We start from the raw sequence: 13089 nt of genomic DNA, 5'->3' as shown, positions 1-13089 counted from the left end.
GGCCCGGATCACCTTGAGGTGACCCGGGCCCCGCTCGTTCGCCGGGTCAGTAGCCGACGTAGCCCTCACCCTGCTTGCTGTTGACGACGCCGGGCACGTTCGAGACCGAGCCGTAGCGCGAGATCGCGTACCGGACGCCCGCGATGATGTTGTCCACCGGGTCGTAGATGTCGCCGTGCCCCTGGAGCTTGTAGGAGTTGAACGTCGGGTCGATGGTCTGCATGAGCCCCTTCGACGGCGTGCCCTTGGCCGCGTTGGAGTCCCAGTTGTTGATCGCGTTGGGGTTGCCGCCGGACTCGTGCTTGATGATCATGTAGATGTCGTTGGGGTTCATCTTCGAGACCGGGACCCCGTTCTTGGCCAGGATCTCCATGGCCTGCTCGATCCACTCCTTGACCTTGCCGGTCGGCGCGGGGCCGCCACCGGCCGGGGGCGGGCCGCTGGGGCCGTACGAGCCCGAGCCGCCGCCCGAGCCGCCGGCGAGGTCCACGGGGGCGCCCTGGCCGCCCTGGGTGGAGGTGCCGTTCTGCTGGTAGTCGGGGTCGCGCTGCCAGTCGATCTTCCGGCCGGGGGCCGGCGTGAAGGTCTGGGTGACCACCTCGGGGATGGAGCCGAAGGTCACCCCGCGGTCCTTCAGGTGCTGCTTGATCTGGTTCTTGGCCTTGGTCACGGCCGTGTCCGCGGCGTCCACCCAGGGCTGGGCGTCGGTCTTGGCCTGGTTGACCAGCTTGGTCAGCCCGGGGTTCACGTCCGCGTCCGTGGCCTCGGGGTTCTTGTTGTAGAACTGGGTCTTGTACGTGGTGGCGCTGGTGTTCAGGTCACGGAGGATCGAGCTGATCTCGGTGTGCGCCTCGCGCAGCGCGGCGGCGGCGTTGTCCAGCGAGGTGGCGGAGCTCGACAGGGCCGACTTCAGGCCCTCCGCCGCGGTGCCGTACTTGCCCATGTAGGTGGCGAAGTCCTCGGCCGAGCGGCCCTTCCAGGCCTCGGCCACCGTCTGGACCGCCGAGGACAGCCCTCCGGCGAACTCCTCGACGTTGCCGGACAGGCCGCGCCACTCCTTCGCGATGGACTCGATCGTGCCGGGCTTGCCGGTCACCTTGCGCAGCATCGCGTCGAGGGCGGCGCCGCCCGGCAGGTGGGCGACGCTCATGAGGTGGCCCTGTGCGCGGCCCGGATGTTCTCCTCCACGTTGCTGAGGCCCCGCTCGGCGTCGCCGAGCTTCCTGCGGGCCTCGTCCATCTCGCCGACGAGCGCGCTCCAGACGCTGGTGGCCTCCGCGGCCAGCGTCGCGGAGTCCGTCACCTCGCCGAACAACTCGGCGCCGATGGGCGTGCGGTTGTTGCGCACGTCGCCCTTGTCGTCGTAGACGAGCTTTCCGGGGTTGCGCTCGATCAGGGTGTCCTCGTACTGGCCCGCGGCCTTGTGGATGGCCGTGCGGCACCTGTCCAAGGCCGAGAGGTGAATGTCAAGGTCGGCCATTGTCTCCTGTTCCTCTTTCGGCGTCCAGGAACGCGGTCTGCATCAGACGCGCGCCGTAGCGGCGGTCCACGAGTTGGCCACGGCCGGGCGGGAGCGGTTGCGGACGTACGTTGCCGAACAGGTAGCCCTCGTCCTTGCTGCCCGACATGAGCAGCGCGGGCGTGGCCATGTCCTTCATGCGTTGGATGACCGGGTCGAACATGGCGCGGCTCGCGCCGCCCATCTGACGGGACAGCACCACGTGCAGGCCGATGTCACGCGCCTGCGGCAGCAGGTCCACCAGCGCGTGCAGCGGGTTTGACGAGGTGGCCACCAGGTCGTAGTCGTCGACGATGATGTACAGGTCGGAGCCCTGCCACCAGCTCCTGTCGCGCAGTTGCTGCGGCGTCAGGTCCGCCGGGGGCAGGCGGCTCAGCAGCGCGCTCTTGGCGTCGTTGATCAGGTCGGCCGCGGCCGCGCTGGAGGCGGCGTAGCCGATGCGGTGCGGGGTCACCGCCGAGTCGAGCAGCGCCCGCCGGTAGTCGATCACGATCATCATCGCCTCGCTGGGCTGCTTCCTGGCCACCAGCCCCTCGGCGATGAGCCGCAGCAGGTTGGACTTGCCGCTCTCGTTCTCGCCGAACACGACGAAGTGCGGGTCGGCGTCGAAGTCGAGCGACACCGGCGACAGCGACGCCTCGTCGATGCCGATCGGGATCCGCTCCAGGTCCTGCGGCAGCGCCGAGAAGGGCAGGACGGCGGGCAGCAGCCGGACCGGCGGCGCCGGAGGGCCCTGCCAGGACTCGCGTACGGCCTGCACCAGCGCCCGCCCGCCCGACGCCAGGTCCGAGGAGTTCTGCACCCCGTCGATCCTGGGCAGCGCGGACAGGAAGTGGAACCCGTCCTTCGTCAGCCCGCGCCCCGGCGTCCCCTCGGGCACGGCCAGCGCCTGCTTCCTGCTGACCTCCGACTCGTAGGCGTCACCGAGCTTGAGCTCGATCTTGGTGCCGAGCAGGTCGCGGATGCTGGGCCGGAACTCCGACCACTTGTTGGTCGCGGCCACCAGGTGGATGCCGTAGCCGAGCCCGCGCGCCGCGAGGTCGGTGATGGTCGGCTCCAGCGAGTCGAACTCCTGCCGGAGCGTCAGCCAGCCGTCCACCACCAGGAACACATCGCCCCAGCCGTCACCCTGGATCGTGCCCTCCTCGCACATCCGGCGGTAGGAGGCCATCGACTCGACGCCGTGCTCGCCGAAGTCCCGCTCGCGCTGCTCCAGGATCGCGCCGATCTCGGCCACCGTACGGCGGACGCGGTCGCCGTCCAGGCGCGTGGCCACGCCGCCGACGTGCGGCAGGCCCTCCAGCGAGGCGAGCGCGCCACCACCGAAGTCGAGGCAGTAGAACTGCACCTCGCGCGGGGTGTGCATGAGCGCCATGCTGGCCACCAGGGTCCGCACCACGGTGCTCTTGCCGCTCTGCGTGCCGCCCACCACGCCGACGTGGCCCGCGGCGCCGGACATGTCCAGCCAGAACGGGTCGCGGCGCTGCTCGAAGGGCTTGTCGATGATGCCGACGACCGCGTGCAGACGGCCCCTGCCCTGCCAGCCGACCGTGGTCAGGCCCTGTTCGGGCGAGACCGACAGCGGCGGCAGCAGGTGCGCCAGGGTGGGCGGCTCGGACAGCGGTGGCAGCCAGATGCGATGGGCGGCGGGGCCGTGCCCGGTCAGGCGGCCCACCACGACGTCGAGCAGGCTGCGCTGGTTGCTCGACGCCGGCTCGTCGTCCTGCTCCTGCGGGATCTTGACCGGGCTGGTGATCTCCGGGAGCGGCATGTAGGCGGGACCGTACTCGACGACCTCGCGGATCGGCGCCGCACCGTCGGGCGCGGCCACCTGGGTGGGGTCGCCCTGGTAGGCGGCCGACACGTACGCGGCCTTGAACCTGGTCATCCCGGTCGTGTCGAACTTCAGGTAGCCGTTGCCCGGCGCGGACGGCAGCTCGTACGCGTCCGCCACGCCCAGCACGACCCGGCTCTCCATGGCCGAGAACGTCCGCAGGCCGATCCGGTACGACAGGTGCGTGTCCAGCCCGCGCAGCCGCCCCTCCTCCAGCCTCTGCGAGGCCAGCAGCAGGTGCACCCCGAGCGAACGGCCCAGCCGGCCGATCATCACGAACAGGTCGATGAACTCCGGCTTGGCCGCCAGCAGCTCGCTGAACTCGTCGAGGACGATGAACAGCGTCGGCATCGGCCGCAGGTCGGCGCCCTGCTCGCGGGCCCGCTCGTAGTCGCGCAGCGAGGCGTAGTTGCCGGCCGAGCGCAGCAGTTCCTGGCGCCGCACCATCTCGCCGTGCAGCGCGTCGTGCATGCGGTCGACCAGCGGCAGCTCGTCCTCGAGGTTGGTGATGACGGCCGAGACGTGCGAGAGCGTGTCCAGGCCGAGGAAGGTCGCGCCGCCCTTGAAGTCGACGAGCACGAAGTTGAGGATCTCGGACGAGTGCGTGATCGCCAGGCCCAGCACGAGCGTGCGCAGCAGCTCCGACTTACCGGAGCCGGTCGCGCCGATGACCAGCCCGTGCGGGCCCATGCCGCCCTGCGCGGACTCCTTGATGTCCAGCTCGACGATCCGGCCGTCGCCGCCCAGGCCGATCGGCACCCGCAGCCGGTTGCGGCCCGCCCTGGGCTGCCAGGTGACCGCCGCCTGCAGCAGGCCCGGGTCGCCCACGCCGAGCAGCTCGGTCAGCGTCAGGTTGGTGCCCAGCAGGTCCTGTGACTCGCCGCCGGAGTTCGCCGAGGCCCGCAGCGGGGCGAGCTGCCTGGCGAGCCCCTCGGCCCGCGCGTAGTCCAGTTTGTCGGGATCGCCCAGCCGGGTCGTGGAGCGCTTGCCGGCATGGTCGATCTTCACCATGTGGAACCCGTCGGCGCGGATCTCCAGGCGCAGCATGCTGGCCTCCTCGACCGGCGCCGTCGCCTCCGACAGGTCGATCACCGTGACGCCCTGGATGGCGTCCGTGCCGAGCTGCGAGTCGTGCGAGACGTGCCCGCCGTCCACGATCACCACGTGGTACGGCAGCGCGTCCGCCGCCGTGCCGGGCCGGAACCTGGCGCGCTCCTTCAGCTCGTCACCCACGAGCTGGTCGAGCTGGCTCATGCTCTCGCCCATCAGCCGCACCTGGCCCGCCGCGTCCGACTCCTCGGGATGCAGGGCGTGCGGCAGCCACTTCACCCAGTCCCAGTGCGGCATCCACTCCTTGCTCGCGCACACCAGCACCCGCATGTCGTCGGGCGAATGGAAGGTGGCCAACTGCGCGATCATCGCCCTGACCAGGCCGCGCACCGCGCGCGGGTCACCGCTCAGGTGGATCCGGGCGAAGGAGTTGAGCGCCACCGCCACGGGCAGCCCGGACACCGTGGAGTGCGCCCTGACGAACCGGCGCAGCGCGCCCGCGGTCAGCGCGTCCAGGTCCTCGACCGGCTTGGAGTCGGGCGGGATGAGCTGCACGGCCAGCTTCTGCACACCCGTGCCCAGCCGTACGGTGCCGAAGTCGTCGTCGCGCGGCCTGCGCTCCCACAGGCGCGGCCCCATGGCCACCCACCAGAGCGTGTCGGGGGCCGGGCCGCTCCACTCCAGGGCCTCGCGCTGCTGGACCGCGGCCTTGCGAACCCGCTTGCGGATCTGCGACAGGTAGCGGAAATAGTCGCGGCGCAGGCCGTTGAGCCGGTTCTTGCGCTCGCCGGCGTTACGGCCGAACTGGCCGATCGTCATGCCGAGCATCGACACGGCGAACAGGCCGCTGGCGACGTACATGATCGGATTGGAGTTGCCGCCGGCGGTGAACATGAGTCCCATGGCCGCCGCTCCGGCTAGCATCGGGACGTACATGAGCACACCCATCATCCCCGCGGGCTGGACCTCCGGGATCTCCGGCGGCGGCTCCAGCAGGATCTCCCCGCGCGGTGGCTGGGGACTGGGGCGGCGTTCTGGGCGCCGTACTACAACGATGCTCACTGACGGGACAACCCTCCTGTCACCTGGAACACTTTCTTACCAGACCCGCCATCCCTATATGTTCGCCATGTCGGATTTAGCCAGCCAGACCTGGAGTGGCCGTGACCTCGCTCGCCCACCAGCCGATGCAGCCGATGCAGCCGATCCCGTCCATGCACCAGGGCGGACAGCAGCAGATGCGCGCGCCGCTGGCGCCGCTGTGCCACGTCACGATCGTGGCCCCGCGCCGCAGGGTCGACCTGGCGCTGCCCGCCGACGTGCCGCTGCCCCACGTGCTGCCGGGTCTGCTGCGGGCGGTCGGTGAGGCCGGCGGCGACGCGGCGGGCGCGCCCGGCTGGGTGCTGCAGCGGCTGGGCGGCGCGCCGTTCGACCTCGGCCAGACACTGTCCGCGCTGGGCGTGCTCGACGGCGAGATCCTCTACCTGAGGCCGCGCGAGTTCACGCTGCCGCCCGCGCTCTACGACGACGTGGCCGACGTGGTGGCCACCGGGGTCAAGGACAGTACGGGCAAGTGGGAGAGCCGCCACACCAGGGCCCTGGGAGCGGGCGCGGCGGCCGTGCTGCTCACGCTCGGCGCCCCCGCGCTGGTGCTGTCCGGGAGCGAGCCGCTGGGCGTGACCGTGGTCGCGGGCATGCTCGCCCTCCTGCTGCTCGGCGTCAGCGCCGCCCTGTCGAGAGCGGTCGGCGACTCCTCCGCGGGCGCGCTGATCGGCTACGCGGCCCTGCCCTACGCCTTCCTGGCCGGCCTGTACGGCCTGGCCAGCGGCTCCACCCTGGCCGGGCTCGGCGCCCCGCACCTGCTGGCCGCCCTGACGTGCACGGCGCTGGTGGCCACGATCGGCGGCACCCTCGTGGCCGACGGCGTGGCCGGCTTCCTCGGCACGGCCATCGCGACCGTGGCGGGGGCGATCGCCGCGGCCGTGGTGATGGTGTTCGGGGCGCCGACGGCCGGCACCGCGGCCATGACCGTGACCGTCCTGATCTCGCTCAGCCCGCTGATCCCCACGCTGTCGTTCCGGATCGCCAGGGTGCCGCTGCCCACCCTGCCCACCAACGCCGAGGAGCTGCGGGCCGACAACCAGCGGCTCGACAGCGACGGCATCCTCACGCGCACCGCCCAGGCCAGCCGCTACGCCACGGGCATGGTCACCGGCATCGCGCTGACCGCGATCGGCGCCCTGGTCTTCCTGATCCCCCTGGGGGGCTGGATGGCCGTGTCCATGGCCATCGTGCTCTCCCTGGTGCTGCTCCTGCGCGCCCGCGTCTTCCACGGGCTCGGGCAGCGGCTCTGGCTGCTGTGCTCGGGCCTGGCCGGGCTGGCCGCCATGGCGATCGCGCTGAGCGCGGGGGCGGGCACCGTGATCGCGGCGGCCGTGGTGATGGCCCTGCTCTGGCTGGCCATGCTGGTCGTCGGGCTCGGCCTGTGGCTGCCGTCGGGGCGGCTCTCGCCGTTCTGGGGCCGGGCCGGCGAGATCGTGGACATCATCCTGCTGATCACGCTCTTCCCGCTCGCGCTCGGCGTGCTCGACGTCTACACCTGGATCCGCGGCCTGTCCGGCTGAGGGTCAGTCTCTGGGATCCTCGTCGCCCAGCCGCCGCAGCCGCTCCTTCCTGTCGGCGCTCTCCGCCCTGAACGACTGGTGGAACTCGTCGAACTGGCGCTGGATGTCCTCCAGTGCGATCTGCTGCGAGGCGGGCACGGCCAGCAGCTCGCGGGCCTGGCGGTCCTGGTCCTCCTGCGCCGCCCGTACGGCCTGGACGACCTCCTCGGCCAGCGCCGCGGTCTCCAGCCGCTGCACCCGCGCCGAGAACGCGACGCTCTCCAGGCGACCGGCGGCGTCCACGACCGCGGTGGTCAGTCCGCTGCGGCTCTCTCCCTTCCCGCTGATCCGCCCGAGCTCCCCGGCGGCCTCGGCCAGCCGCCGCAGCTCGCGTTCGTTCTCCCGCAGCAGCTCGTCGACGTCGTGTTCGGTGTAGTCCATGGCATGCCACGTCATCGGCGGCCGGTTAACCGCAGGGGAGCCCAGGCTGGCGGGTTGCTGAACCGACCATGAAGATCACGGCAAGTGGACTGACGTTGCGGGTAGTTCTGGACAAGAATCCCGTTTTGTGCCGACTAATCAGCCGAGTTCTGGTCAAGACATCTACGTCACGTCCTCCACCATCGCGCACACGCGCAAGCGGATCGACGAGGAGTTGCTGGGCTCCGTCGAGTTCGTCCACGGGCTGCAGCCGATGACGGCCGTGGACGGGCTCGGGTTCGGCGCCATCGGGGGAATGATGATCGGTGGCGCGTACGAGGAGTTCCGCCGCTGGGCCGACACCACCCTGTCCGACGCGGAGGGCGCGGTGAAGGGCTGGACCGAGGCACTGGAACGGGCCAGGCGCAACTGGCGCGCCGCCGAGGAGGCCAGCATCGTGAGGTATCGCTGATGGGCACTCCCGACCCGTGGGCGCACACCCGGCCCGTGCCCAACCAGCCGCTGCCGGGCAACCCGTACGTCACCACGCCCCCGGGTCAGCCCGTCACGCCGCCGAGCACCGGGGGGTTCGGCCCGCCGCGCCACCCGGGACAGCCGGGGTTCGGGGCGCCGCAGGCGGGGCCGTACACCTCGCCGCCGCCTGCCCAGCCGGTGTCCGCCTGGCGTAACCCGTACGCCACCTCCCTGGGTGACAAGGCGCTCAACGCGCTCAAGAGGGTCGGCAAGATCGCGGTGGGCCTGGCCCCGGCCATCGCCATCGCGGGCGGCATGCTGGCCAACGAGCCCGGCATGGCCCAGGCGGTGGCCGTCTGGGACAGCGGCATGGCCTCGCGGCTCGACGACGGCATCAAGCAGCTCATCCCGCAGATCCTCAACACGAGCAGGGACGGCTGGATCGCCATGGACCGCGACGAGCTCGAGCGGGCGCTGTGGACGTTCCACCGGGAGGTCGGCGCGCTGCGCAACGTGCTGTCCAAGGGCGGCAGCATGCTCGACGAGGTCGCGGCGTCCTACCGGAGCTTCTGGACCTGGGTCATGCGCATGTCCTTCGCCGCGATGGGCCTGCTCGTGATCGCCAAGGGGCTGCAGCGGGTGCCGAACACGTCGGTGTGGGGGGTGCTGCTGGAGCGCTACATCACCACCGAGGTGAACATCGCCACGCTCTTCCTGGCCACCTCGCTGGCCACCACGCTGAAGGAGGGCGGCGACGTGCTGTCGACCATGGTGAAGAAGAACCACCAGTTCGGCTACATCACGCCGGGTGGCGGCGCGGCGGTGAACTTCAAGACGATCACCATCGACGCCGGTGAGTACCCCTCGTTCGAGGAGCCCGCGAAGAAGAACGGCCTGCCTCCGCGCTACCAGGACTTCGACTGGATCGGGCCCAAGCGGGACATCCCCCAGCCGGCCTCCTGAGGGATAGGGTCTGGGGGCAAAAGCGTCTTCTGTGGCATATGAGGTGTGAGGATGATCGAACGGGATTTCGGGGGACTGGATTTCGACAAGATCCTCAAGAACGCCGACCAGCAGATGGCCCGCGCGGGCGAGCTCCAGGAAACCCTGAAGGGGCTCGTCGGCCGTGCGGAGGACGAGGAGGGCCTGGTGCTGGTGGAGTACGGCCAGGCCGGGCTCCAGGAGCTCCGCCTGCACCCCAAGGCCATGCGCCTGTCGTCGGGCGAGCTGGGCGAGCGCATCAAACTCCTCGTCCAGGAGGCCGCCGCCGACCTGCGGCGGCAGGTGGACGAGCAGATGGAGGAGCTCTTCGGCGCGGACAACCCGATGCGCTTCTCCCGCGATCCCGAGGGCGCGCTGGAGCAGGTGCGCCTGGCCGAGTCGGCCTACAACCGGACCTTCGAGGACCTCATGGGCCAGATGGACCGGATCCGGCAGCGCATGGAGGGCTGACCGGAACAAGGAGAGGGCCTACCGCGCAGAAAGAGGGCTGACCCGGCGGGTCAGCCCTCTTCGTGTGCGCCCGGTCAGCCGATGCGATCCGGGCTGGTCTGGTGCGGGGAGGACCAGACGTCGCCCTCGGGGTCGTAGATCTCGCGGGACCGCTCGTCGCCCTGCTCTCCACCGGCTCCCGCGCCCATCATCGGCGGGTAGCCCATGAAGCCGGCGCCGGGGGTCCCCGCGCCGCCGCGGAGCACCGCGGGGCTGGTCGAGGGCGTCGCGCCGCCTGGGCCGTACCACGAGCCGCCGCCCGGCGTGCCGGGGCCGATGCCGTAGGGGTTCGTGGTGCCCGGGGGGAACTGGCCGGTGGGGGTCAGCACGGTCGGCGTGGGCCCGTACGGGTTCGCCGTCGGCGTGGTGGTCGTCGTCGGCGGTGTGGTGGTCGTCGGGCCGGCGTCGGCCAGCTCGGTCCTCGGGGTGTCGGCGCCGATCACCGGCGGAACGCTCTGGTCCTGGCCCTCGGGCTGGTCCTGCGGCGTCTCCGCGCCGGGCCGATCCGGGGTGGTGGGGTCGCCCTGGCCCGGGTCGTCCTGACCGGGGTCGTCCTGACCTGGATCGTCCTGGCCCGGGTCGTTCTGGCCGGGATCCTGGCCCTCGGGCCGGTCCGGCTGCGTCGTGTCGCCGTCGGAACCGCCGGTGTCGCCGGTGTCGTCCTTACCGCCGGAGTTCCCGCCGCCGTCCGAACCGCCGCCGCCGCTGGAGCCGCTGGAGCCGCCCGTGCCGTCGGAGCCGCCGCCGTTCCAGTACTGCGTCTGGCCCGTCGGCGTGTCGGTGCCGCTGCCGGGGTCGAGCTTCGGCGCCTGCTGGGTGTCCACCGTCAGGGGCTTGATCTCCGGAAGCTGGAACGCCAGGCCGGCGGCCATCTGCGCGTTCAGCTCGGTGATCTTGTTGTTCAGCTTCTCCAGATGCGCCCTGGCCGCGTTGTCGACCAGATAGCCCATGCTGTTCTGCGCGGGCAGGAGTTGCTCGGGCTCGTTCTCGACGTCGGTCGTGGCGCCGGCGAAGGTGCTCGAGGGCATCGTCGACCGGTACGTCCGGAGCTGCCGGCCGTACTCGGCCATCGGCTTGCCGGTCTTCTCCATGGCGTCGCCCAGCGCGGCGGCGCTCGCGTGCAGCAGCCGCAGCGCCTTCAGCGCCTCGGTGGCCCCGTCGCCGCGCCAGACCTCGGCGAGCTCCTCGGCGGCCTTCATGAGCGTGCCCTCGAGCCCGTTCTTGCCGTGAACGAGCTCGGCCGCCTTGACGTAACTGTTCCCGGCGCTCTCGATCCGGTCCGGGTCGGTGTTCTTCAGGTAGGCGACGACCTGTGCCCTGGTGGTGAGGAAGCCGGGCTTCGTGTCACCGAGGTACTCGTAGAGCTTGATCGGCTTCCACTCGTCGGCCATCTACGCCACCCCTGCAGTTAAGTCACGCACTGCTGTCCTTGTGCCCTTTTTCGTAGTTGACGATGGCCTGCTCGACCGCTTCGGCCCACTTCTCGACGTAGTCCAGGAGTTGGCTGTAGCTGTCGCCGAACGCCTTGTACGCCTGCTCGAAGTTGGCCCCGAAGTTGCTGGCCACCTCCCACTTGCCGGTCGCCTCGGGCCCGACGTTGCCCAGGCCCTGCACCTCACCGATCGTGCCGGGCCCGCTCCACGTGGCGCTCATCGACGGCTGCGGGTTGCCGTACACCGAGCCGAGGTTCTTGCGCAGCCGCGAGACGGCGTCCCTGACCGCGACATGGTCGACGTAGGGCCCCTGGCCGCCGGCCCCGAGGCCGGGGAAGTCCTTGGCGAGTGTCAGCCCGGGAGGCGCCTTGTCATTGTCCGGTGGGATGCTCATGCCTTGCCTTTCGACTCACCACTGATGTACGGGGACGTGGTCGCCTCGTCGCTCCTGAAGTAGTCCTCGTCCTCCAGGAGGTACGTGGTCCGCGTCGTCTCCTGCTCCTCCGCGCCGCCATGGGCGCCGGCGGGCGGGACCATCGGGAACATCGAGGACCCGTTGCCCGCACCGCGCAGCGCGGCGGCCGTGGCGGCGTTGCCCGAGCCGCCGGCGAAACCGCCGCCCATGCCGGAGCCGCCGTACGGGTTGCCGATGCCGGTGGAGGTCGGCGAGCCCGTGCCGGGGCTGTTGAGCGTGTTCGGGCCCGTGCCGGACGGGTTCAGGTTCGGGCCGGTCAGCGCCGGATCCGGCAGGCCCGCCAGGGAGGTGCCCCCCGGGTTGTCGGCACCGGGGTCGGGGACGGCGGGGTTGGCCGGGCCCGGCGTGTTCAGGGCCGGGTTGTTGAGCCCGCCGGCTCCGGCGCCGTTCGCGCCGCTCCCGTTCGCTCCCGTTCCGGCCCCGTCGAGCCCGGTTCCGTCGCCGTTCCCGTTGCCCAGGCCGGTGCCGTTGCCGAGGCCCGTGTCGCCCGGCAGCGTCCGCACCGGGTCCGTGTCGTCGAGGCCGGGGATCTGGTGCCGGTTGGGGTCGAGCAGGCCGTCCTGGTTCGGGTCGCCGATCCCGCCGAGGTCGGCGACCGCCGGGTTGTAGGCCTGGTTGATGCCGGACGGGTCGTACTTGTCGCCGCTGGTGCCGCCGGTCCACGGGACCTTGGGGATGTTCGGGGACAGGGCGTCGAACTGGGGGATCTCCGTGCGGAGCTCGGCGGGGAACACCTGGTTGTTGGCCCTGGTGGCCTCGCTCAGCAGCCGGATGTGCTCCTTGGCCAGCTTCCTGTCCTTCTCCTCCTTGGAGTCGCCCATGATGTTGCCGAACGGGCCGTCGGTGAAGAAGGAGGTGACGCCGCCGGCCACCGTGCCGAAGACGGCGCCGATCACCGCGCCGGGCACGGCTCCGACGCCCGCGAAGAAGGAACCGACCAGCGCGCCGCCGCCGGCCCCCACCGCGCCTCCCTGCATGGCCGCCTCCAGGAATGAGACGTCACGGTCAGGGGATTCGGGCAGGCTCTTGCCGCTGTACGCGGCCAGCGTGTGGGCCTGCAGGACGAGCGCGGGAGCGACCCCGGACGGGTTCGTCGGGCACTGCTTGGCGTTCACGGGCTGGTCGCTGATCGTGGTGGAGACGTCCGCGGCGGCGTCGCGCAGCCTGCGCAGCGAGGACTTGACCACCTTGGCGTCCTCGCCCACGGTCCAGTGCTTGTCCAGCTCTTTCAGGTGCTTGTCGATCACGGTGATCAGGTTGTCGAGGCGCTGTTTGGCGGTGACGAACTCGCCGGCCGCCTCACGCAGCAACTCGGGTTTGTTCTTGCCCAGCGTGTCGCGCAGCATGTCGAGTGTGGCGCCGTCGAACTCGGTGGCGTCGATCTGCGTCCTGATCGGTGCCTGCTGCTCGGCCATCAGACCTGCACCGTCCCGGAGCGGCCTTCGCTGTCGGTCTCGACGCCGTCGTAGTTCGTCATCGCCTGTTTGAACAGCTCGATGACGCTCTCCACCTGACCGGCGATGTTCTCGTACGAGGCGGTGACCGCCGAGATGCCGTTGCCCGCGCTCATCTGGAAGCCGCTCGCCGCGGGCCAGAACCCCGACATGGCCTCGTAGTCGCCGGTCAGCCGGCTGACCGGCCCGGTCTGGGTGAAAATGGGCGGCACCTCGCCCTTGCCCTTCTCAGGACGCAACAGCGCGAGTGCCTCCTCCAGATCGGTCCTGGCCGCCTTGATCGCTCTCCTGCTGAGATCTACTCCGCGATCGTCGCCCATGCTCCCCCTCCGCCGTC

General features: G+C 70.9%; 12 protein-coding genes. 4 read left to right on the top strand and 8 right to left on the bottom strand.

Translation table 11 applies throughout. The features are described from left to right. Window positions 1–46: 46 nt before the first annotated feature. The 3 genes from AB0I15_RS08395 to eccCa are packed head-to-tail and all read right to left on the bottom strand — an operon-like array spanning window position 47 to window position 5464. Window positions 47–1150 (bottom strand): transglycosylase SLT domain-containing protein, encoded by a 1104-nt coding sequence (locus AB0I15_RS08395; RefSeq protein ID WP_358091824.1) that lies wholly within the window; start codon window positions 1148–1150, stop codon window positions 47–49. Continuing rightward, the gene (locus AB0I15_RS08390; protein ID WP_358091822.1) at window positions 1147–1449 is read right to left on the bottom strand and encodes a hypothetical protein; all 303 of its coding nucleotides are present in this window, start codon (window positions 1447–1449) and stop codon (window positions 1147–1149) included. Before AB0I15_RS08390 ends, AB0I15_RS08395 begins: the two co-directional genes overlap by 4 nt. Before the next feature lie 16 nt (window positions 1450–1465). Further along, complete coding sequence (eccCa, locus tag AB0I15_RS08385) at window positions 1466–5464, bottom strand: type VII secretion protein EccCa (protein WP_358091820.1); 3999 nt, start codon at window positions 5462–5464, stop codon at window positions 1466–1468. A 101-nt stretch (window positions 5465–5565) separates the two neighbouring features. Between eccCa and eccD the strand changes: the two genes are divergently transcribed. Further along, complete coding sequence (eccD, locus tag AB0I15_RS08380) at window positions 5566–7026, top strand: type VII secretion integral membrane protein EccD (protein ID WP_358091818.1); 1461 nt, start codon at window positions 5566–5568, stop codon at window positions 7024–7026. A gap of 3 nt (window positions 7027–7029) precedes the next feature. Here eccD and AB0I15_RS08375 read toward each other — a convergent pair whose 3' ends face one another. Beyond that, a complete protein-coding gene (locus tag AB0I15_RS08375) occupies window positions 7030–7461 on the bottom strand; it encodes a YbaB/EbfC family nucleoid-associated protein (RefSeq protein ID WP_358091816.1) in 432 nt (143 codons plus the stop codon). A 112-nt stretch (window positions 7462–7573) separates the two neighbouring features. Between AB0I15_RS08375 and AB0I15_RS08370 the strand changes: the two genes are divergently transcribed. From AB0I15_RS08370 to AB0I15_RS08360, 3 genes are read left to right on the top strand one after another with little or no spacing between them, the layout of a single operon-like run. Next, window positions 7574–7897, top strand: a complete 324-nt coding sequence (locus AB0I15_RS08370; RefSeq protein ID WP_358091814.1) for a hypothetical protein — start codon at window positions 7574–7576, stop codon at window positions 7895–7897. After that, window positions 7897–8862 carry a hypothetical protein gene (locus AB0I15_RS08365; RefSeq protein WP_358091812.1) on the top strand — a complete coding sequence of 322 codons (966 nt, stop codon included), beginning with the start codon at window positions 7897–7899 and terminating at the stop codon, window positions 8860–8862. The genes AB0I15_RS08370 and AB0I15_RS08365 overlap by 1 nt, the downstream gene beginning before the upstream one ends. Window positions 8863–8913: 51 nt before the next feature. Continuing rightward, the gene (locus tag AB0I15_RS08360) at window positions 8914–9351 is read left to right on the top strand and encodes a YbaB/EbfC family nucleoid-associated protein (RefSeq protein ID WP_358091810.1); all 438 of its coding nucleotides are present in this window, start codon (window positions 8914–8916) and stop codon (window positions 9349–9351) included. A 74-nt stretch (window positions 9352–9425) separates the two neighbouring features. Here AB0I15_RS08360 and AB0I15_RS08355 read toward each other — a convergent pair whose 3' ends face one another. The 4 genes from AB0I15_RS08355 to AB0I15_RS08340 are packed head-to-tail and all read right to left on the bottom strand — an operon-like array spanning window position 9426 to window position 13072. Beyond that, window positions 9426–10781, bottom strand: a complete 1356-nt coding sequence (locus tag AB0I15_RS08355) for a hypothetical protein (RefSeq protein ID WP_358091808.1) — start codon at window positions 10779–10781, stop codon at window positions 9426–9428. Window positions 10782–10803: 22 nt separating this feature from the next. Further along, window positions 10804–11217 (bottom strand): hypothetical protein, encoded by a 414-nt coding sequence (locus tag AB0I15_RS08350; protein ID WP_358091806.1) that lies wholly within the window; start codon window positions 11215–11217, stop codon window positions 10804–10806. After that, window positions 11214–12713 carry a hypothetical protein gene (locus tag AB0I15_RS08345; RefSeq protein ID WP_358091804.1) on the bottom strand — a complete coding sequence of 500 codons (1500 nt, stop codon included), beginning with the start codon at window positions 12711–12713 and terminating at the stop codon, window positions 11214–11216. The genes AB0I15_RS08350 and AB0I15_RS08345 overlap by 4 nt, the downstream gene beginning before the upstream one ends. After that, a complete protein-coding gene (locus tag AB0I15_RS08340) occupies window positions 12713–13072 on the bottom strand; it encodes a hypothetical protein (RefSeq protein ID WP_358091802.1) in 360 nt (119 codons plus the stop codon). The genes AB0I15_RS08345 and AB0I15_RS08340 overlap by 1 nt, the downstream gene beginning before the upstream one ends. Between the last annotated feature and the right edge of the window lie 17 nt (window positions 13073–13089).

The sequence above is a fragment of the Nonomuraea sp. NPDC050643 genome (assembly GCF_040654715.1).
GTDB lineage: Bacteria > Actinomycetota > Actinomycetes > Streptosporangiales > Streptosporangiaceae > Nonomuraea.
The sequence above is the reverse complement of the archived record's forward strand: the minus strand, read 5'-3'. Positions and strand labels throughout refer to the sequence as shown.